Source organism: Cupriavidus sp. CuC1, assembly GCF_044627735.1.
Taxonomy (GTDB): domain Bacteria; phylum Pseudomonadota; class Gammaproteobacteria; order Burkholderiales; family Burkholderiaceae; genus Cupriavidus; species Cupriavidus ulmosensis.
The window spans coordinates 21,823-41,584 of the sequence record NZ_JBIUHC010000090.1; the positions used below are offsets into that span (position 1 = coordinate 21,823).

Here is a 19,762-nt window from a genome sequence, read left to right on the forward strand (position 1 = left end):
CGCAGGCGAATGGCCCATGAGACCGTGCTCCCCACGCCATTCGCCGCGCAACTCTCTACGCAAGGGCAGCCTGGGCAACGCCCGCGCGAGGCGGCGCGGCCTGCATGAGAGCGAGGCCTCTCTGGCCGAGGGCCAGCGCATCAGCAAGACCGGCAGCTGGCAGTGGTGGCCGGCGCGGCGCGAGATGCGCTGGTCGGCGGAGATGTACCGGCTCTTCGGGCTCGACCCCGACCCTGGCACGCCGGGCATGCACACGCTGGTGGCGATGATCCATGCCGACGAGCGTGCCCGCGTGCTCGGCGGCATGGCCCGCGCGTGCAAGGAGGGCGTGCCGTTCCAGCAGGAGTTCCGCATTGTCTGCCACAACGGCGAAGAGAAGCACCTCATCTGCGTGGGACAGCCGCGCCGGGACAGCGAGCACAGCCTTGGCTTTGTCGGTACCGTGGCCGATATCACGGAGCGCCGCCGCGCCGAGGAAGTGCTGCGCGTGGCGCAGGCGGAACTGGCGCACGTGTCGCGCATCGCCGTGCTGGGCGAACTCACGGCATCCATCGCGCACGAAGTCAGCCAGCCACTGGCTGGCATCATCACGTATGGGGAAGCCTGCCTGCGCTGGCTGGACCGGCCGCAACCCAACCTGGAGGAAGCGCGCAGCGCGGTGCAGCGCATGATCAGCGAGGGCCGGCGCGCCAGCGCCGTCATTGGCCGCACGCGCGCGCTGGCGGCCAAGAGCGCGCCGCAGCGCGCGCCCGTGGACCTGGGCGCGGCCCTGGATGAATCCCTGGCGCTGCTGATGCCGGAGATGCGCAACCAGGGCGTGGCGGTGTCCGCCCATGTGGTGCCGGGCCTGCCGGCGGTGCTGGGCGATCGCATCCAGCTGCAGCAGGTGCTGATCAACCTCCTGCTCAATGCCATGCAGGCCTGCGCGGCGGTGCCCGCCGGCCAGCGTTCGATCCTGGTGCGGTGCGAACGGCTCAGCGCCGCGCCGCCGCGGGTGCTCTGCACGGTGCAGGACACGGGCCCGGGCATTGCGCCGGCGAATATCCCGAACCTGTTCGACGCGTTCTTTACCACCAGGCCCGAGGGCCTGGGCATGGGCATGGGAATGGGCTTGTCGATCTGCCGCTCGGTGGTGGAGTCGCACGGCGGGCGCATCTGGGCCGACGAGCAGCCGGGCACGGGCGCCACATTCCGCTTTACGCTGCCCGCGCGGGAAACGCGCTTATGATGGGCGTTTGACACAAGTCATCCCGCAGCAGGTGTGGCGGTTTTTACACATGCATTCTCCCGATATTTCGCTTGGCGCCGCGATTCCCGCCGATGCACCCTCCGCCCTGGCCATGCTGCTTGGCGACATCGACCGTGCCCAGGATATCGAGGGGCTGGCGGGCGCCGTCTGCACCGCCGCCAGGCTGCTCGGGTTCAATCATTTCTATTTGCGCTACAGGGGGCTGCCGGGATCCGACGCATCCGGCGCTGCTAGTGCCGGTTCGCTGACCAGCCTGCCTGGCGGCGCCAGCCTGCCGCTGGAAGCCCACGGCGAGGCCCTGGCAGCGCTGGTGGTCAAGGCGCGCGATTCCCTGGGGCCGGTGGTGTGCAGCAGCGGGGAGCCCTTGGTGCGGGTCCCCGGCGACGCGGCGCTGGCGCGGGCCGAACTGGACCGCCGGCTGACCGCGGCCATTGCCTTTTCCGCCAGCATGCCAAGCCGCGAGATGGGCACGCTGGCGCTGCTGTCGCTCGATGGCAGCGCGGGCGACGATGAGGCCGCCGTCTGCCGCGCGCGCCTGTTTGGCCCGTCCATCACGCAAGCCGTGCTCGACCGCTTCTGCGTGATCGCGCGCGGGCGCGCCGGGCCGGCGGTGGCGCTGACGGCGCGGGAGCTGGAGGTGCTGCGTTGGGTGGCGCTGGGCAAGACTTCCTGGGAGGCCGGGCAGATCCTCGGCATCTCCGAGCACGGCATTTCCCACCACATGCGCAACGTGATGCGCAAGCTCGATGTGGGAAACCGCTTGCAGGCGGTGCGCACGGCGATTGCCCTGGGGCTGCTGCCAGGCGAATAGCGCGGCCCGGCTGGTGTGGGTAATCCTGCGTATTCCTCACAAGCCTGCACAAGCCTGCACAAGCCCGCGCTACTCGCCCACCGGCGCCATGGCCACCTGCCAGCGCGGCGGGCTGCCGATGCTGGCGCTCAGGTGCTCGCAGAATGCCCGCACCTTGGCGCTGGCACGCGGCAGCGCGCGCAGCAGGTAGATGCCGGTATCCGGTTGCGGGGCCAGCCCATCCATTTCCAGCTCGATCAGACGGCCATCGCCGATATCGCCGCCGATCGACCAGTCCGGCATCAGGGCAATGCCCAGCCCCTGCAGCACCGATAGCCGCCGCGCATCGCAATCGTCGCACTCGAAGGCGAACATGGCCTGTTGCGCGACGTCGCCATCCAGCAGCTCCCGCCAGCCGCGCATGCTGGTGCTGTGGCGGCGGTCGATCAGCCGGTGGCTGCCCAGCTCGCTGGCGTGCCGCGGCTTGCCGTGGCGCGCCAGGTAGGCCGGCGCAGCGCAGATCACGTAACGCTGGCTGGCCACGCGCTGGGCGATCAGGCTGCTGTCCGCCTGCTGGCCCACACGGATCACCAGGTCGATGCGTTCCACCACGGGGTCGACGATGCGCTCGGTCAGGTCCAGCTCGATGGCCAGGCGCGGGTACTTGTCATAGATGGCGGCCAGGTGCGGCACCACGTGGCGCCGGCCAAAGGCGGGCAGGCAGCTTACGCGCAGCAGGCCGCTCACGCCTTGCTCCAGCGAGGTGACCTCGCTGCGCGCGTCGGTCATGTCGTGCAGGATCTTGACCGCGCGCTCGAACAGCAGGTTGCCGGCGTCGGTGCGGACCAGTGCGCGGGTGGAGCGGGTAAACAGCGCCACCTGCAGCTCGTTCTCCAGCGAATCGATCTGGCGGGCCACCGATGAGGCCACCATGCCCTTGCGGCGGGCCACGGCGGAGAAGCTCCGCGCCTGTGCCACCTCGACAAAGATCGAAAGATTCTCAGCAAATTTCGCCGATTCCATTTGTGCGTCCTGTGCAAAGGCATTTCGCGGCCAGACCCGATTGCCCCGGCCGATGCTACAGGTTAGCATCGATCGCAGGCCTCCTGCTCGGGCCATCTTGGCGAATTTGGCAAAAGCAGAGCATCGAGCACCCGCCTCGGCGGGCACGGTGCGGCGAGGCACGATCACAACAGGAAAACATAATGACGATAAGACTGGAGACTAGCAGGCCCGATCAACCCGTCGTCGCCGCGCGCGGCAAGGCGGTGCTGCGGCGCATGGCCGCCACGGCCGCGCTGGCGCTGGGCTTTGCCGGGGGCGCGCACGCGCAGGCCTACCCGGCCAAGCCGGTCACGCTGATCATCCCGTTCGCGGCCGGCGGCACGGTCGACAAGGTGGGCCGCCAGATCCAGGAGGACTTCCGCAGCCGCCTTGGCCAGACGGTGGTCATCGAGAATCGCGCCGGCGCGGGCGGCACCATCGGCACCGGCGCCATCGCCCGCAGCGCGCCGGACGGCTACACGGTGGGGATGATCTTCGACTCCTTCGCCACCGAATCCTCGATGTATCCGAAGCTGCCCTACGCGCCCGAGCGGGACCTGACCGGCGTGTCGTACATGGTGCGCTCGCCCATGGTGCTGGTGGTGCCGGCCAGCTCGCGGTTCCAGACGCTGCAGGATTACGTGGCCGCCGCCAGGAAGCCGGCCACCGTTTCCTATGCCTCGGTGGGCGCCGGCAGCTCCAACCAGCTGGCGGCCGAGCTGTTCCACGAGACCGCGGGCACCAGCGGCATCCACACGCCTTACAAGGGCGGCGGCCCGGCCATCTCGGATCTGCTTGGCGGCCACGTCGATTCGATGATTGCCAGCTTGCCGCTGGTGCTGCCGCATATCCAGGGCGGCAAGCTGCGCGCGCTGGCGGTGACCTCGCCCAAGCGCGATGCGCACCTGCCCGCGGTGCCGGCGATTGCCGAGACCTACAAGGGCTTCGAAGTCTATTCGTGGGTGGGCATGATCGCGCCGGCCAAGGCGCCCGAAGCCATCCTGAACCGGCTCGCGGCGGACATGAGCGCCACCCTGCGCGACCCCAAGGTGGCGCAGCGCCTGGCCGACGGTGGCTTCGAGGTGGTGGCGGGCGGCCGGCAGGAGATGAATGCGCTGGTCAAGAGCGAATCCCAGCGCTGGGCCCGCGTGATCAAGAGCCGCAATATCGTGGCCGACTGAGCAAGCGCATCATGAAATCCTTCGTCTACCAAAGCCATCCGCAGCGCGTGGTGTTTGGCGCCGGCGCGCTGGGCCAGCTCGGTGCCGAGATCGACGCGCTGGGCGCGCACCGCGTCCTGGTGCTGTCCACGCCAGGCCAGCGCGGCCAGGCCGAGCACGTGGCGGACATGCTGGGCGCGCGTGCCGCGGGCGTCTTCGACGGTGCCGTGATGCACGTGCCGATCGAATCCGCGCGCGCCGCCCGCGAGCAGGCCGCGCGCCTGGGCGCGGATTGCGCGGTGGCGATCGGCGGCGGCTCCACCATCGGGCTGGGCAAAGCCATCGCGCTGGAGTCGGGCCTGCCGATCGTGGCGGTGCCCACCACGTACTCGGGCTCCGAGATGACACTGATCTTCGGCCTGACCGAAGGCGGCATCAAGCGCACCGGCCGCGACGCGCGCGTGCTGCCGCGCACCGTGGTGTACGACCCCGAGCTCACGCTCGGCCTGCCGCTGATGCTGAGCGTGACCAGCGGCATCAACGCCATCGCGCACGCCGCCGAAGGGCTCTACGCCAGCGACGCCAATCCCGTCACCAGCCTGATGGCCCGCGAAGGCATCGCCGCGCTGGGCCGCGCGCTTCCCGCGATCCGCCAGGCGCACGCCAGCGGCAGCGCGCCGGACATGCTGGCCGCCCGCAGCGATGCGCTGTATGGCGCGTGGTTGTGCGGCAGCGTGCTGGCCAACGTTGGCATGTCGCTGCACCACAAGCTGTGCCATACGCTGGGCGGCAGCTTCAACCTGCCGCACGCCGAGGTGCACACCATCGTGCTGCCGCACGCGCTGGCCTATAACGCGAGCGCCGCGCCGCAGGCGATCGCCACGGTGGCATCGGCGCTTGGCGCGGCGAGCGCTCCACAAGCGCTGTTCGATCTGGCCCGCGACAATGGCGCACCGGTTGCGCTGCGCGATATCGGCATGCAGCTCGCCGATCTGGATCGCGCTTGCGAGCTCGCCTTGCTGGACCAGTACCCGAATCCGCGAGCGCTGGAGAGGGCGGCGATCCGGCAACTGCTGCAGGATGCGTTCGAGGGGGCGCGGCCTGCGGCATGAGGGCCGCAATCAGTGCGCTGACGCCGCCACCCGCTTACCCACGTATTCGCCGATAGCCAGCGATGCTGTCAGCCCGGGCGACTCGATGCCAAACAGGTTGAGCAGGCCGGGAATCCCGTGCTCGCTACGCCGGCGCCGATTACGGCGCAGTCAATGCGTTCCATTTGGGATGGCTCCAGGTGATTGGGGGGCGATTGGGGGGCGATTGGGGTTGTTGGTTGCAACTGCAACTGCAACTGCTTAACGTCAAAATCAACTGCAGTTTCACCACCCCTGCGGGGCGGCGACCTACTTTTTTGTCTTGCCAAAAAAGTAGGCAAAAAAGGCGCGCCGGATGGGGCGACACCCCCTCGGGATTCGACGAAAAGAGCGGCCGGGACCCAAACTCGCATCGCCTTAAGGCGATACTCAGACATGGGTCCCTCTTTTCCGCTCTTTTCGCCGAATCCCGAGGCGCCCCATACGGCCTCTGCACACCTTGACGGCTCGCTTCGCATCGCGCTGGGGTGATTCCCGCCTGACTGGCGGGAATCACGGCCGAACCGAATCGATGTCCCAACTCTCCTGCCGGTTTTCTCCCCTCTCCCACTTGTGGGAGAGGGGCCGGGGGAGAGGGCGGGCGCTTGCAGGAACGAGGCAACTCACCTACCAGCAGGTTTGGGTGTGACCCGCCTGGGGGCGGGTCACACGGCTTGCCCGACTTCACCTGTCAGCTCAGCTTGATGCTCACGGATTGGGCTTGGCGTCACCCATCGCGCAGGCGACGCAGTGCCTTGCCAGCACATCCGTCGGGTCGATCAGCGTGATGACGCGGCCGTTGGCACAGCGTATTTCCGCCTGTGGGAGGAGCAAGGGCAATTCGGTGCAGGCCAGGATGACGATTCCGACATCGCGGGCCGCCATTTCCTCGACCGCCGCGACAAGGTCGTCGACGCATTCACCAGTCGTAAAGCCGGCCTTGACACCATGAGGACCGTAGATGGCACGCATCACGCGAGCCTGGAGACCGGGGCCTGGCACGACCTGCTCGAAACCATGGGCTTCAAGGGCTTTCTGGTACACGCCGCTGGCCACCGTGCCGGAAGTGGCCAGTACGCCGACCTTGTGCAGGCCTGGAAACGTCTTGCGCAAGAACTCCGCCGTGACCGTCAGCATATTGACGATCGGGATATTGAGATAGGGCTGCACGCGCTCGACAAAGGCATGCGCCGTGTTGCACGGAATGGCAATGATGTCGGCATCTCCCGCCTCCAGCTTCTTGCAAGTGGCATACAAGGAAATCGTCGGGTCGGGTCCCTCGCCAACGAGGTTCTCGGTGCGATCCGGAATTTGCGGATTCTGCTCGACCAGCAGCTTGATATGGTCCTGGTCGCGCGCCGCGGGCGTATGGCGAACGATCTTCTGGATGAAGTCGACGGTAGCAGCGGGACCGACGCCGCCCACCACGCCGACCTTGAACTGTTTCCCGGGCGCCGCATACTGACCTGAAACCACGTACTGCGCATAGGCGAGATTCGAGTCGACAACCGGCACCGGCAGGGGCCCGATTTCGTCGAGCACAAGGGAGATCTCGGTCATGCCGGGCAGGATCAGTTGCGCGCCCTGGCCGATCAGGTCGCGACAGGCATCGCGCAACAGTTCGATAGGGCGGCCACGCAAGTTTCCGCTCTTGATGCCGTCGGCGTCATACACCGCGCGCGTCACGCGATCCACGCCGCCTTCGATCCGTGGGTGCAATACCTCGAACTCCGGGCTGGCGAAGTAGCGCTCGAACAGATGCTTGCCGCGCGTGTAGTCCGACCCGAGCACGCCTACGCGCCGCAGCGTCGGGAACTTGCGCCGCACATGGTTGTGCAGCGCCTCCATCATGTCGATGATGGGGAGCGGAGAGTTCGCCGCCAGTTCGTCGATGAAGGTGTGGCTGAGAAAGCAGGGCAGCACCACTGCATCGATGCCGCGCCGCTCGAAGGCGCGAATCATGTCGAAGATGTACAGTTTGCGCTCCGTGGTCGCGGCCGTGGTGAGGCTCGCGTTTCGAAACGGATGCTGCTCCAGGACGATGTCGAAGTGTTCCGAATCGTTGCGTGCAGGCGTCGACTTGATCAGCTTGAAGAACACGTCGGCGCTAGCCAGTGCACCAAGACCACCGATCACGCCAAAGGAGCGGCGGCCTTGCGCCGCGGGTATCGTAGTCATTTCACTTCACCCTGCAAGCTGTCGAAGCTTTGTTCCTCGCTGCGCGTGGCCCGGCGCGTCTCCCATTTCGCAATGGCCGCGGTGGCGATGCTGTTGCCGATGACGTTGGTTGCGGTACGCCCCATATCCAGTACCTGGTCGATCGCAAGGATGAGCACGACGCCGGACGGCGGCAAGTGGAACATCGGCGCGACGGCGGCAACCACCACCACCGAGCCCCGTGCAACGCCCGCCATGCCCTTGCTGCTCACCATCAGCACCAGCAGCATCAGGATCTGTTGCGACACCGGCATGTCGATGCCGAACGCCTGCGCGATAAAGATCGCCGCAAACGCCTGGTACATCATCGAGCCGTCGAGATTGAATGCATAGCCCAGGGGCAGGGTGAAACCAACCACCTTCTTGTCGACGCCGAACGCCTCGAGCTTCTCGGTCAGACGCGGATACGCTGCCTCGCTGCTGGCGGTGGAGAACGCGAGCATGGCCGGTTCGCGCACGGCCTTCAGGAGCGCCCAGATCGGGCGGCCCAGGAAGGCATGGCCGACGCCGATCAGCAGGGCCCAGAGCACGGCGAGTCCAATATAGAAGCTGCCGATGAGCTTGCCGTAGGTCGTCAGCACATCGAGCCCGTGCAGCGTGATGGCCGATGCGATGGCGCCGAATACGCCGATCGGCGCGAGCGCCATGACATAGTCGGTGAGCTTGAGCATCGCGGGCACCAGCGCATCGACGGTGCGCACAAGCGGCGTCACCCGCGGGTCGTTCCTGAGCACGCCGAGCACGACACCGAAGAGCACCGAGAAGACCAGGATCTGCAGGATGTCGTTGCGCGCCATCGCGTCGAGAAGGCTGGTCGGGAAGGCGTGGGTTATAAAGTCCCTGAAGTTGAGGCCAGCCGTATTCAGGCCCGTCGCGACATCGGCACTGCTCGGCGTCAGGTTCAGGCCCGCGCCGGGTTGCAGCAGGTTGGCGAGCATCAGCCCGAGGGTGAGCGACATCAGGGATGCGCAGACAAACCAGCCCACCGAGCGCATGCCGATGCGGCGCACATCGCTGGTCCCTTCCATGCCGGACAGCCCCGAGACCAGCGTCGCGAACACGAGCGGCGCGATGATCATCTTGATCAGGCGGAGAAAAATGTCGGTGATGATCGAGAAATAGCCGGCAATGGCTTTGGCTGAGTCGGCGTCCGGCGCCATTTTGTGGCAGGCGTAGCCGACGGCGATGCCGAGCACCATGCCGGCGAGAATATAAGCGGTGAGGCGGTTTTTCATCTTGCTCCGTCCAGTGAGGTCTCATGCCGGAATCAACCGGGGCTGAATCCGTGGCCTGTTGCACGGCGCCGGCCCGCCGGTGAAACCGGGGCCTGGCTTGGGAGGCCGGTGCGGTCAGTGCATGGACGGATACTACGAAAGGGAGCGGGCCCCGTGATGCGAGTCCCGCAAGCCCTCATGCCTGCGGCGCATAGTTCGGGTAAACGAGCGTGCGCCCCGCTCCTGCGCGCTCAGAGCGTGCTGAGATAGCGCCAGAGCGTATCGAGGAGTTCGTTGCGGTTGTATTGGTTCCGGTACACGCGAAGATCCAGGTCGATGGACCAGGACGGGCCGCCGGCGGGGACCAGGGCCCCGGAGGCCAGCTCTGCCTCGATCGAGCTTTTCGGTAGCCAGGCAATGCCTTCTCCCGCCACCAGCATCTTTTTGAGCACCTCCGCCATATCCGACTCATAGTCGAGGCGGAGCACGGGCTGCGTGTCGGCACGGCTCAACAACAGGGCGAGGCAACGGCCGAAATAGCTCGTGCTGGTATAGGAGATCAATGGCAAGGGATGGCCGGGCGTGCCCGGCAGCCGATGCAAGGGCCCCAGCCGCTGGTTGGGCTTGCTGACGGGCATGAACGTATCCTGTCCCACGGTCAGATACGGGTACCTGACCGGGTCCAGGTGCAAGGGCAGGCCCGGGTGGTCGTAAGCAAACATCAGGTCGCAATTGCCATTGACCAGGGTGAGCACGGAATCATGCACATTGGTGGGAATCACGCGCGCGCGCAGGTCGCCGACATGCCTGCGCACGGCGTTGAACCAGCCCGGCAGGAAGTTCAGGGATATCGTGTGTCCGGCCGCGATCTGAAGGCCGGGTCCTGGCATGCGATGTTCGGACCGGATAATGGCGCGCGTATCGACCAGTTTGCTCAGGACGTCGTCCGCCGCTTCCTCGAACAGGCGCCCGGCGGGCGTGAGGGTGGGGGGGTAAGTGCTCCGGTCGACAAGGTCGGCGCCCACCCATTGCTCGAGCGCCTGGATGCGTCTGCTGAAGCCCGACTGGGTGACGTTGCGGATCTCCGCCGCGCGTGAAAAGCTCTGGTACTGCGTGAGGGCAATGAAGTCCTCGATCCATTTGACTTCCATGTCCATGCCTCCGGCGGTGATGCGACTGCACGGAAGGCTATCCGCTCCGATCCTGCGCAGTGGCTAGCGTTTACCCTATCTATGCCTTATCCGCATGACGGCATGCGGTACCAGCATCACGTCCTTTTTTGCGCCTCCTACTATCCGCTCAAGACTGCTGGCATCCGCTTGGTGCATTCCCCGAGCCAGGATCAGCGTGGCTGCTGTCAGTCGATCCTCACCGGTGTTCTCCGGGTGCCGCAAGGCATGGTGGCGGAGAACACCATGGCCGACTCGACCCGACTCGACCCGACTCAATGCGAGGCCGGCCAGCCGCTCAGACATTCACGTATTCAGGGAACAGAAATGAAAGCCGCTTTCCATATTCGGTCGCTTGTCGTCATTGCCGCGTTTTCGACAATGCACTGTGCTCAGGCGCAAGCCCAGGCCCAACCCATGCCCGCGGCGACGAAGTCGCTGCCGCACGTCGTGATCCTCGCAACGGGAGGCACCATCGCGGAAACAGGGGCGGAAAAGACCACGGTCGTTGGCTATTCGACCAACAAGGTGGCAATCGAGCGGCTGGTCGATGCGGTGCCGGAAATGCGCAAGGTGGCCAATATCAGCGGCGAGCAGGTCTACCAGATCGATAGCTCGGACATGGATGTCGATCACTGGCTCAACCTGGCCAAGAAAGTGAATGCGGCACTGGCGCAGCCCGACGTGGCGGGTGTGGTGGTCACGCACGGCACCGACACGATGGAGGAGACGGCGTACTTTCTCAACCTCACGGTGAAGAGCCGCAAGCCGGTCGTGCTGACTGGCTCGATGCGGCCTTCCACCGCCCATAGCGCGGACGGTCCCCTGAACCTCTACAACGCCGTCTCCGTGGCGGCGAGTCCGAACGCCGTCGGAAAGGGCGTGCTGGTCGTGATGAACGATCACATCCTCGGGGCGAGGGACGTCACCAAGACGAATACCTTTACGGTGGACACCTTCAAGGCGCCGGAACTGGGTTCGCTTGGCTATATTCAGGGGGGCAGGACGGAGTTCTATCATGTGTCCACCCGCAAGAACACGGCTGACTCGGAGTTCGATGTGACGAACCTCACCGCTTTGCCGCGGGTCGATATCGCCTACAGCTACGCGGAGGTCACGCCTTCGGCGCTCAACGCATTCGTCGGGGCAGGCAGCAAGGGCGTGGTCTATGCCGGCGTCGGCGATGGCAGCGTGTCGACCAAGATGTTGCCGGCGCTCGTTGCCGCGCACGGCAAGGGCGTCACCATCGTGCGCTCGTCCCGCGTGGGCCAGGGCATTGTGGCCCGCAACGGCGAGGTGGATGACGACAAGCAGGGCTTCGTCGTCTCGGACACGCTCAATCCGCAGAAGGCGCGCATCCTCTTGATGCTGGGCTTGACGAAGACCTCCGAACCGCGCGAGCTCCAGCGCATGTTCAATACTTATTGATCAGGAGAGGACAGCAGACCCGCTACTTCGAGCGGGCAGCGTAATGTCCCGCTGCCCGCTCGAACAGCGTGGCAAAGTGCTGCGCGGCCGGCGTGAGCGGGACCCCGGCCCGCGAAATCTGGACGATATCGGGGCCGTCGATGCGTTCCTTGATGGGGATCGCCTCGATCACGTGGGATAGCAACGGCGAGTTGACCCATTGCCTGGGCAGCACCGCCAGCGCGTCGGTCGAGCCGAGCAGCACTGCCACGCCGACCATGGATTCCGCCTGCGTCATGGCCACGGGTGTCCTCAGGCCATGGCTGCTGAACAGTTCCTCGAACTCGGCTTCGACGCGTTCGCGCACGCCGGTCAGGATCCACTCTTCGTCCACCAGTTCCTTGAGCCGCTTCGCTGCGCGCATGGGGTGGCCTTTGCGGCAAACCACGAGGCGCTCGTTCTGGAAGAGCAACTGGATCTGGTACGCATCGCCGATGGCACGTACCGGCCGCGGACAGATGCAGAAATCCAGCGTGCCATCCTGCAGCCTTGCTTCCAGCGTGGAGAAGAAGCCTTCGACCATGCGCAAGCGAATGCCAGGGTATTGCTTGCGGAAGGCCGTATGGACTTCGGCCGCCATGCCCAGCCACACCGCGCTCGACAGGCCAACGCAGACCGCGCCCGTTTGCGTCCCGAGCAGCTGCGCCACCTCATCCTGCGCCCGCCTGATGTCCTCCATCGCCGAGTGCATGCGACTGAAAAACGCCTGCCCGATGGCGGTAAGGCTGACGCCCCTGGCGTGCCGCTCCAGCAGGGGCGTGCCGAGTTCGCCTTCCAGTTCTTGCAGGCTGCGAGTCAGCGCGGGCTGGGACAGGCCGAGCTTGCGGGCGGCGCCTCTGACGCTTCGCGTTTCTGCGATGGCGATGAAATCGCGCAGGTGATGCAGTTTCATGCTGATAACCAGTAGGCATCGACGGAGTGATTTTGCCATCTTTCAGCATCCGCATGGCGCGTCTAGTATCCAGTCAAACAAACATCAAAACCAGATAAAACCAAACGGAGACACAGATGATTCGAGGCCCCCTCGCGGCGGCTGTCGCGGCTGCATGCATACTCAGCGCGCTGCCGGCACACGCCGAGACATTCCCTGCCAGGCCAGTCCACCTGCTCAGCCCGTTCCCGGCAGGCAGCGGCCCGGATGCGGTCTCCCGCATGATTGGTGACCGGCTCGGCCGGGACTGGAACCAGCCGGTGATCGTCGACGCCCGCCCGGGCGGCAACGGCTTCATCGCCATGGAGGCCACCCGCCGCTCGCCCGCCACCGGGTACGAGCTGGGCATCGCGGACGTAGGCCACCTGGCCATCAATCCCAGCCTGTTCAAGAAACTGCCTTACGACCCGGTGAAGGACTACGTGCCCGTCACCGGGCTGTACCGGACCGCCTTTTTCGTTGTGGTCTCATCGCACAGCCCCATCAAGTCCATCCCCGCGCTCCTGAGTGCCGCCAAGGCCGGCCCGAATGTGGTGTCGTATGGCTCATGGGCGGTTGGCAGCCCCGGCCACCTGGGCGCCGCCCAGCTTGAGGCCGCCACTGGCACGCAGATGCTGCACGCGCCGTTCAAGGACACCGCGCAGCTCTATACCGCCGTGGCCAATGGCGAGGTGACCTGGGCGCTGGGCTCGTACGCCACGGCCGGCCCGCTGATCCTGGCGGGCAAGCTGCGCGTGCTGGCGGTGGCGGACCACAAGCGCTCCATCGCCTTGCCCGAGGTGCCGACGATCGAGGAGGCCGGTGGCCCGCGCGGCATCGAGGCCTCGACCTGGGTTGCGCTGCTGGCGCCTGCCGGTACGCCGCCGGAGCGCGTATCCGCCATCGGCAGGGCGGTGCGCGAAGCGCTGGATACGCCCGAGGTCAAGGCCAAGATGGCCACCTTCGGTTTTGTGCCGGCAGGCAGCACCGGCGAACAGGTTTCCGAATGGATGCGCAAGGACACGCCGCGCTACGCGGACATGGTCAAGCGCACCGGCGCCACCATCAACTGATTGGAAGACCCATCGTGAAGACAGTGCAAACCGACGTCGCCATCATCGGCGGCGGGCCGGCCGGGCTCATGCTGGCCATCGAACTGGGATGCCGCAACGTGCGTTGCGTGCTGCTGGAAGATGACCTGGATCCACCTGCCTTTCCCAAGGCCAACGCGACGTCTTCGCGCACGATGGAGCATTACCGCCGCCGTGGCTTTGCCCAAGCCATCCGCGCGCTAGGCCTGCCCCCGGCGCATCCACAGGACGTGGTCTATCGCACGCAGCTCTGCGGCGTTGAGCTGGCCCGGTTCAAGATCCCGTCCCGCGAGCAGGCCCGGTCCCGCGCCTCGGTTGGCGACTATGGCGACGCTGCCTGGCCCACGCCTGAGCTGCCGCACCGCGCGCAGCAGATGTATATAGAGCCGGTGCTGCGCCAGCAGGCGGCTAGCTATGGGAGCGTGCAGCTGCATCTCGGCCAGCAGGCCATGGCGGTCGCGCAAACGGATGACGGTGTCACTGTCGACGTGATGCCGGCCGACGGCGGCGCGCGCTGGCAGGTCAAGGCAGGCTTCCTGGTGGGCTGCGATGGCCCACGCAGCCTGGTGCGCAAGTCGCTGGGCATTGCGTACTCCGGGCAGGGCGGCGAGCAGCGTGACTTCTTTGGCGGGCAGATGCTGTCGATCTACTTCCGCTCCAGGGATCTCTATGCGGCGCTGGGCAAGGACCGCGCATGGCAGTACTGGGCCGTGAACGCGCAGCAGCGCGGCCTGTTGATCGCGATCGATGGCGTCGAGACGTTCCTGCTGGCCATCCAGCTCGAAGCCGGCCGCGATACGCAGGACATCGACCCGGCTGCGGTATCGCGCGCGGTGGTCGGCGCCAGCTTTGATTTCAACCTGATCGCGATGATGCCCTGGGTGGCCGGCTACACGCTGGTGGCGGACCGCATGTCGTCGGGCCGGATGTTCCTGGCCGGCGACGCCGCGCACCTGTTCACGCCGACCGGCGGCATGGGCTACAACACCTCCATCGATGACGCCGTCAACCTCGGCTGGAAGCTCGCCGCGGTGACACAGGGTGCCGCGCCGGCCGCGTTGCTCGACACGTACGACGCCGAGCGCCGGCCCATCGCACTGCGCAACACAGCCTTTGCGCGGCGGATGGCAGACAGCATCGGCAATATCCGGGTCGGCGCGGAAGTCAGCGCGGCAGGCCCTGCAGGCGAGAGCGCACGCGCCGCGCTGGGCCAGGCGCTGGCCAGCCATGTGAGCAAGGAGTTCAACATCCCGGGTTTGCAACTGGGCGTGCGCTACGCCGGCAGCCCGATCGTGGCGAGCGATGCCGCCACCCCGCCGCCTGACGATCCCAATCGCTATGTGCCCAGCGCCTACCCGGGCGCCCGCGCGCCGCACGCCGTGGTCGGCGGCAAGGTGCTGTTCGACCTGTTCGGCCGGGATTTCACGCTGCTGGCATTCACGCAGTCCGATACCGGCGCATGGACGCAAGCCGCGCAGCGCAGCGGCATGCAACTCGACGTGGTTCGCGTGGATGACGACGCGGCCCGCTCGCTCTATGGCGCGGAGCTCGTGCTGATTCGTCCGGATCATCACGTGGCATGGCGCGGCGACGCCTCGGCGGGCGCCGGGCCGGTGCTGGCGCTGGCCACCGGCCGCAGCGAGGCGGCAGCAGCAGCGCATAGCGCGCAGGCCTCACCAGCAGCCTAGCAACGACGCTCGATCAAAACCTGCCACAGGCGTAACTCCCCTCTCCCGCTCGCGGGAGAGGGGTGGGGGAGAGGGCGGGCATTCGCAAGAGCGAGGCACTGCACTTCGAGCCAGCGCCCGCCCTCTCCCCCGGCCCCTCTCCCATTTCATGGGAGAGGGGAGCAAACCGCTGGCGGATCAAAGCACGTGGAAGCCCGATGCATCAATAAGAAGTCAGCCACAGGAGGAGACCGATGAGGACGGCAGCAGCCTGGCAACGACGATCGATCGAAACCTGCCACAGGCGTATGCCCACTCCCGCTCGCGGGAGAGGGGAGCAAACCGCTGGCGGATCAAAGCACGTGGAAGCCCGATGCATCAATAAAAATCAGCCACAGGAGAAGACCGATGAAGACGGCAGCAGCCTGGCAACGACGATCGATCGAAACCTGCCACAGGCGTAGCTCCCCTCTCCCGCTCGCGGGAGAGGGGTGGGGGAGAGGGCGGGCATTCGCAAGAGCGAGGCACTGCACTTCGAGCCAGCGCCCGCCCTCTCCCCTGGTTGCTCTTCCATTTCAGGGGGAGCAAACCGCTGGCGGATCAGGCCACGTCGAAGCCCGATGCACCAAATAAGAAAATCAACCACAGGAGGAGACCAATGAAAACCGGATGGCTAGCGGCCGCTTGCGCTGCCGCGATTCCCGCGCTCGCGCAGGCGCAATCCGTGACGCTCTACGGCGTCATCGATACCGGCGTCGAGTACGTCAACCACATCGGCGCCAACAAGGACAGCGTGACGCGAATGAACAGCCTGGCCGGCACCGTGCCGTCGCGCTGGGGCTTGCGCGGCACCGAGGATCTCGGCAACGGGCTCAAGGCGCTGTTCGCGCTGGAGTCCGGCTTTGCCTCGGACTCGGGTACGTCGAACCAGGGCAACCGGCTGTTTGGCCGGCAGGCATGGGTCGGCCTGTCGGGCGCCTGGGGCCAGGTCGCGTTCGGGCGGCAGTACACGATGCTGTTCTGGTCGACGCTGGAAGCGGACATGCTCGGCCCGAACACCTTCGGCACGTCGTCGCTCGACAGCTACCTGCCGAATGCGCGGGCGGACAATGCCGTGTCGTACAAGGGCACGTTCGGCGGCGTGACCATCGGCGGCACCTACAGCTTTGGGCGCGATGCAGTCAATGCCGGCCCCAGCCCGTCCGGCACCAACTGCGGCGGCGAGAATCCCGCTGACAAGCGCGCCTGCCGCGAATGGTCCGCGCTGCTGAAGTACGACACCGGCGCCTGGGGCGTGGGCGCGGCCTACGATTCTATCCGGGGCGGCCCGGGTGCGTTCGGCGGCCTGACCAGCAGCAGCCTGAAGGACGACCGCTTGTCCGTCAACGGCTACGCCAACGTGGGCAAGGCCAAGATCGGCGGCGGCCTGATCCGGCGCGACAACGACGGCAGCCCGACGCCACGCAGCGACCTGTGGTACGCCGGTGCGTCATACGCGATCACGCCTGCGTTCAGCGTGGACGGCGAAGCCTTCTACCTGCGCTATCACAACAGCGCCAACAAGGCCTGGCTGTACGCCGCGCGCGCCACCTACGCCTTCTCCAAGCGCACCTCCGTCTACGGCACCGCCGGCTTTATCGACAACCGCGGCAACCTCGGCTTGTCCGTCAGCTCCGGCTCGCCGGGCAGCAATGCCGCACCGGGCGGCAACCAGCTCGGCGCCATGCTTGGGATAAAGCACATCTTCTGACCGAAGCCGCTATTCCCGTGCATCATCAGGGCCGCCCACGCACGGGCGGCCCTGAAAAATAGATAAAATGCAGAATATCTATGAAACGGGGCTGACTTGGCTACCTCAACCAACGGGCACACCACCGCAATGCCAGACGTCGCCGAACCCGGCGCCACGGACACGGGCGGGCGCACGTGGGCGTCCATTCTCGAACTCACGGTCCGGGAAGAGATCATCCAGGGCAAGCTGCCCGCCGGCAGCAAGCTGCGGCTCAAGGAACTCTCCGAGCGCTACCAGGCGGGCGTGATCCCCCTGCGCGAGGCGTTGTCGCGCCTGTGCGCCACGGGCTTCGTCGTCGCCATCGACCAGAAGGGCTTTCGCGTTGCCGAGCTCTCCGAGAGCGAACTGCTCGACATCACCCGCGTGCGCCAGCAGATCGAGACGCAAGCGCTGCGCGACGCCATCGCCTGCGCCAACGTGGAGTGGGAGGGGCAGCTCATTGCCGCCCACCACCGCCTCAAGCGGATTCCGCTTTACCTGCCCGGCGAAGGGCGCCAGATGAACCCGGACTGGGAAGATGCCCATTCGGATTTCCACGCGGCCTTGGTGGCGGGATGCGAGTCGCCATGGCTGCGCCGCTTCTCCGCCTTGCTCCGCGACCAGACCGCCAGGTACCGGCTGCTGTCGATGAACATCCCGAAGTCAGGCCGCAAGCGCGATGTCATGGCGGAGCACGAGGCCATCGTCGAGGCTGCGGTGAAGGGCGATGCCGACACGGCGTGCCGCTTGCTTCATGCGCATTTCCAGGTGACGACGGATCTCGTCATGGCGTATTTGGCAGCGCAGAAGGCGGCGGGGGCTGGGAAGGCGGGTGCCAGGAAGGCGGCTGCGGTATAGCGGGGGCGGTATAGCGGGGACGGTGGCTGACAAGAGGAGGAATACCATGACGGGCGGACTGATCCGCCCGTCATGGTGTTCGCGGCACGACTGGCGCTGCTACTCGGCCTCGGTGTTATGAATAAAGTACGGCGGCACGTCCGGCCCCCACTGGTACAGCGCGTCTTCCGGCGGGTAATCGCCGGCCGGCCACTGCTGGCCGGCGGAGATGTAGTCGATGTCCGCCGAGTACTCGCAGAACGAGCCCCAGGGATCGCGCACGTAGTGGAAGAAGTTCGAGCCCAGCACATGGCGCCCGGTGCCCCAGCCCTCCTTATAACCTGCGACCGCCATCTGCCCCGCGCCCTGGCCGACTTCATCGACGCTGGCGACATCCCATGCGGCATGGTGCCAGCCGCGCGCCGAGCTTTTGGCGAAGGCCAGCAGGTGATGGTCGCAGCCGTGCGGCGCGTGGGTGAAGGCGATGCCGTCGCCGGAGCGGTCGGACAGGCGCAGGCCTAGCGCATCGTTGTAGAACGCCAGCGCGCGGGAGACGTCCGGCGTGAACAGCAGCACGTGCGACAGGCGCCGCGGGCGGACCTTGCCGACCCGGTTGCGGAAGGTCGCGCCCCGCACGTCCGCGGGGCCGTGGATGTTCTTGAGCGGGCTTTTCGAGCTGGGCGAGGTCTTGGGCCCGACCTTGACCTGGATCAGATTGCCATCGGCGTCGTAGAACCACAGCCCTTGCGCGGTGGCGTGAGCCGCGTCGCTGGCAAACGTCACGTTGGCGGCGAGCAGTTTCGCGCGGATGCCTTCGAGATCCCCCTCGAAGCAATTGAAGCTCAGGTAGGCGAGGGCCTTGCGCTCGCCCGGGAAGATCCGGGCCCAGACCCGTTCGTCCTGTGCCAGCACTTCCAGCTCGCCGTCTTGCCTGACGACTGTCAGCCCGAACGCGCCGAGGAAATGTTCCGCGACGCCTAGGTCCGGCACCGTCAGGGCGTAGTGGTCGAGCGAATGCACGGCGGGGTCGCGCCGGGCGGCCTCATTGTCTTGTTCCATTTGTCTCCTCCGCTGGTCGCGTCAGGCGGCGAGGGCTGCCTTGACGTTCCCGGTTGCCTCGGCTTCGTCGGCAATCGTATTGCGCAGCGGCGCGAATCCGGTCACCGACACTTCGCACACGTCGCCCGGGCGCATCAGCAGCTTGGGCTCGCGCGCCCAGCCGATGCCGCTGGGGGTGCCGGTCACGATCACGTCGCTCGGCTCCAGCGTGATGGCTTCGCTGATCACGGAAATCAGCGTGGCGATGTCGAAGACCATCGTATCGGTGCTGGCGGACTGCACCACCTTGCCGTTCAGGCGTGTTTCCAGCAGCAGGCCCTTGGCGCCGGCCGGGACTTCGCTGGTGGTCACCAGTTCCGGGCCGAACGCGCCGGTGGCATCGAAGTTCTTGCCCACTGTCCATTGCGGCGACAGGAACTGGTATTCGCGGACCGAGCCGTCGTTGAACAGCGCATAGCCGGCGATGCAGTCGAGCGCGTCTTCCTTGGCGATGTGGCGGCCGCCTTTTTTCAGCACCACGGCCAGTTCGCCTTCATAGTCCAGCGAGTCCGACACGCGCGGGCGGATGATGGGCTGGTCGTGCCCGACCAGGCTGGTGTCGTAGCGCGGGAAGATGGTCGGATAGCTCGGCTGCTCGTACTTGCTTTCCTTGGTGTGGTCGGCGTAGTTCAGGCCAATGCAGAAGATCTTGGCGGGATGCTCGACCACGGGCAGGAACGTGATGTCGGCTTCCGACACCAGCCGGCCGCCGGTCTGCTGCGACGCGTAGGTCTCAAGGTCCACACCGGCGGCCAGCAGCGACTCGAGCGATGCCTCGCCCAGGATGCGGATCTTGTCGCCTTCGCGGGCGCCCAGGTGTTTCTTGCCATCAAGGGTAAAGCGGACGTAGCGCATCGGATTTCCTGTCTCTCTAGGAGACTGTCGGATTTTCGGGATCTCCGGTCGTCCGGCGGGACGGGTTAGGCGTTAATAAATTAACAAGTTCGC

Annotated in this window: 16 protein-coding genes and 1 pseudogene; 9 read left to right on the forward strand and 8 right to left on the reverse strand. The window is 66.3% G+C overall.

What is annotated here, in order from left to right; genetic code table 11:
• The first annotated feature begins 16 nt into the window (after nucleotides 1-16).
• Both ACGLHR_RS31670 and ACGLHR_RS31675 read left to right on the forward strand, forming a co-directional pair.
• Nucleotides 17-1,228 carry a sensor histidine kinase gene (locus ACGLHR_RS31670; protein WP_400098658.1) on the forward strand — a complete coding sequence of 404 codons (1,212 nt, stop codon included), beginning with the start codon at nucleotides 17-19 and terminating at the stop codon, nucleotides 1,226-1,228.
• A gap of 49 nt (nucleotides 1,229-1,277) precedes the next feature.
• Nucleotides 1,278-2,060, forward strand: a complete 783-nt coding sequence (locus ACGLHR_RS31675; RefSeq protein WP_400098660.1) for a LuxR C-terminal-related transcriptional regulator — start codon at nucleotides 1,278-1,280, stop codon at nucleotides 2,058-2,060.
• Nucleotides 2,061-2,129: 69 nt separating this feature from the next.
• Here ACGLHR_RS31675 and ACGLHR_RS31680 read toward each other — a convergent pair whose 3' ends face one another.
• Complete coding sequence (locus ACGLHR_RS31680; protein WP_400098662.1) at nucleotides 2,130-3,062, reverse strand: LysR family transcriptional regulator; 933 nt, start codon at nucleotides 3,060-3,062, stop codon at nucleotides 2,130-2,132.
• Between the two features lie 182 nt (nucleotides 3,063-3,244).
• Here ACGLHR_RS31680 and ACGLHR_RS31685 point away from each other — a divergent pair, with 182 nt between their 5' ends.
• Together ACGLHR_RS31685 and ACGLHR_RS31690 are read left to right on the forward strand one after the other, a co-directional pair.
• Complete coding sequence (locus ACGLHR_RS31685) at nucleotides 3,245-4,264, forward strand: tripartite tricarboxylate transporter substrate binding protein (RefSeq protein ID WP_400098664.1); 1,020 nt, start codon at nucleotides 3,245-3,247, stop codon at nucleotides 4,262-4,264.
• A gap of 11 nt (nucleotides 4,265-4,275) precedes the next feature.
• Nucleotides 4,276-5,355, forward strand: a complete 1,080-nt coding sequence (locus tag ACGLHR_RS31690; protein ID WP_400098666.1) for a maleylacetate reductase — start codon at nucleotides 4,276-4,278, stop codon at nucleotides 5,353-5,355.
• Nucleotides 5,356-5,364: 9 nt separating this feature from the next.
• Here the strand turns inward: ACGLHR_RS31690 and ACGLHR_RS31695 are convergent.
• The 4 genes and pseudogenes from ACGLHR_RS31695 to ACGLHR_RS31710 all read right to left on the reverse strand — a co-directional run.
• Nucleotides 5,365-5,481, reverse strand: a pseudogene (locus ACGLHR_RS31695) (FAD-dependent oxidoreductase); the annotation flags it as partial.
• A 600-nt stretch (nucleotides 5,482-6,081) separates the two neighbouring features.
• Nucleotides 6,082-7,551: an aspartate/glutamate racemase family protein gene (locus tag ACGLHR_RS31700; RefSeq protein WP_400098668.1), complete on the reverse strand. Its 1,470-nt coding sequence runs from the start codon at nucleotides 7,549-7,551 to the stop codon at nucleotides 6,082-6,084.
• Nucleotides 7,548-8,825, reverse strand: coding sequence for a dicarboxylate/amino acid:cation symporter (locus ACGLHR_RS31705; protein WP_400098670.1), 1,278 nt, complete (start codon nucleotides 8,823-8,825; stop codon nucleotides 7,548-7,550). Before ACGLHR_RS31705 ends, ACGLHR_RS31700 begins: the two co-directional genes overlap by 4 nt.
• A gap of 230 nt (nucleotides 8,826-9,055) precedes the next feature.
• On the reverse strand, nucleotides 9,056-9,955 hold the full coding sequence (locus tag ACGLHR_RS31710) for a LysR substrate-binding domain-containing protein (protein ID WP_400098671.1): 900 nt from the start codon (nucleotides 9,953-9,955) through the stop codon (nucleotides 9,056-9,058).
• 399 nt (nucleotides 9,956-10,354) lie between these two features.
• Between ACGLHR_RS31710 and ACGLHR_RS31715 the strand changes: the two genes are divergently transcribed.
• Nucleotides 10,355-11,401, forward strand: a complete 1,047-nt coding sequence (locus tag ACGLHR_RS31715; protein ID WP_318234459.1) for a type II asparaginase — start codon at nucleotides 10,355-10,357, stop codon at nucleotides 11,399-11,401.
• Nucleotides 11,402-11,423: 22 nt separating this feature from the next.
• Here ACGLHR_RS31715 and ACGLHR_RS31720 read toward each other — a convergent pair whose 3' ends face one another.
• Nucleotides 11,424-12,332 (reverse strand): LysR substrate-binding domain-containing protein, encoded by a 909-nt coding sequence (locus ACGLHR_RS31720; RefSeq protein ID WP_318234412.1) that lies wholly within the window; start codon nucleotides 12,330-12,332, stop codon nucleotides 11,424-11,426.
• Nucleotides 12,333-12,448: 116 nt separating this feature from the next.
• On the opposite strand from ACGLHR_RS31720, the gene ACGLHR_RS31725 reads away from it, so the two are divergent.
• From ACGLHR_RS31725 to ACGLHR_RS31740, 4 genes are all read left to right on the forward strand, one after another.
• Complete coding sequence (locus tag ACGLHR_RS31725) at nucleotides 12,449-13,423, forward strand: Bug family tripartite tricarboxylate transporter substrate binding protein (protein ID WP_400098673.1); 975 nt, start codon at nucleotides 12,449-12,451, stop codon at nucleotides 13,421-13,423.
• 14 nt (nucleotides 13,424-13,437) lie between these two features.
• Nucleotides 13,438-15,129 carry an FAD-dependent monooxygenase gene (locus ACGLHR_RS31730; protein WP_400098675.1) on the forward strand — a complete coding sequence of 564 codons (1,692 nt, stop codon included), beginning with the start codon at nucleotides 13,438-13,440 and terminating at the stop codon, nucleotides 15,127-15,129.
• Between the two features lie 637 nt (nucleotides 15,130-15,766).
• Complete coding sequence (locus tag ACGLHR_RS31735; RefSeq protein ID WP_400098677.1) at nucleotides 15,767-16,858, forward strand: porin; 1,092 nt, start codon at nucleotides 15,767-15,769, stop codon at nucleotides 16,856-16,858.
• A gap of 96 nt (nucleotides 16,859-16,954) precedes the next feature.
• On the forward strand, nucleotides 16,955-17,737 hold the full coding sequence (locus ACGLHR_RS31740; RefSeq protein ID WP_400098679.1) for a GntR family transcriptional regulator: 783 nt from the start codon (nucleotides 16,955-16,957) through the stop codon (nucleotides 17,735-17,737).
• Nucleotides 17,738-17,836: 99 nt separating this feature from the next.
• Here ACGLHR_RS31740 and ACGLHR_RS31745 read toward each other — a convergent pair whose 3' ends face one another.
• Together ACGLHR_RS31745 and ACGLHR_RS31750 are read right to left on the reverse strand one after the other, a co-directional pair.
• Nucleotides 17,837-18,775 carry a VOC family protein gene (locus ACGLHR_RS31745; RefSeq protein WP_400098681.1) on the reverse strand — a complete coding sequence of 313 codons (939 nt, stop codon included), beginning with the start codon at nucleotides 18,773-18,775 and terminating at the stop codon, nucleotides 17,837-17,839.
• A gap of 21 nt (nucleotides 18,776-18,796) precedes the next feature.
• Nucleotides 18,797-19,669 carry a fumarylacetoacetate hydrolase family protein gene (locus ACGLHR_RS31750; RefSeq protein ID WP_400098683.1) on the reverse strand — a complete coding sequence of 291 codons (873 nt, stop codon included), beginning with the start codon at nucleotides 19,667-19,669 and terminating at the stop codon, nucleotides 18,797-18,799.
• Between the last annotated feature and the right edge of the window lie 93 nt (nucleotides 19,670-19,762).